Genomic DNA, 231 nt, shown 5'->3' on the forward strand with positions numbered 1-231 from the left:
GCTGCGGGAGGCGGCGGAGAAAAGCTGGCACGTCAAGCGGCTGGTCGGCATGACCCCGGCACAGCTCGACGCCGAATGGCGGGCCAATTCCATCGCCCTGCCGGGCGGCGCGCGCGGCTATGTCCCGGACACCCGGCTGTGGCGGTTGGCCCTGTCGTTGCGCGCGTTCCGCGCCGCGATGGCCGGCCCCGCCGCCGCGCCGGGCCCGGGCCTGCTGCCCGCGCGGGCCAT

Annotated in this window: 1 protein-coding gene; it reads left to right on the plus strand. The window is 77.1% G+C overall.

Going from position 1 to position 231, the window contains the following annotated elements:
• Positions 1-231: hypothetical protein (locus tag B8460_RS22580; protein ID WP_048863384.1), on the plus strand; the 231-nt coding region annotated here is incomplete at both ends.

The sequence above is a fragment of the Acidisphaera rubrifaciens HS-AP3 genome (assembly GCF_000964365.1).
Lineage (GTDB): Bacteria > Pseudomonadota > Alphaproteobacteria > Acetobacterales > Acetobacteraceae > Acidisphaera > Acidisphaera rubrifaciens.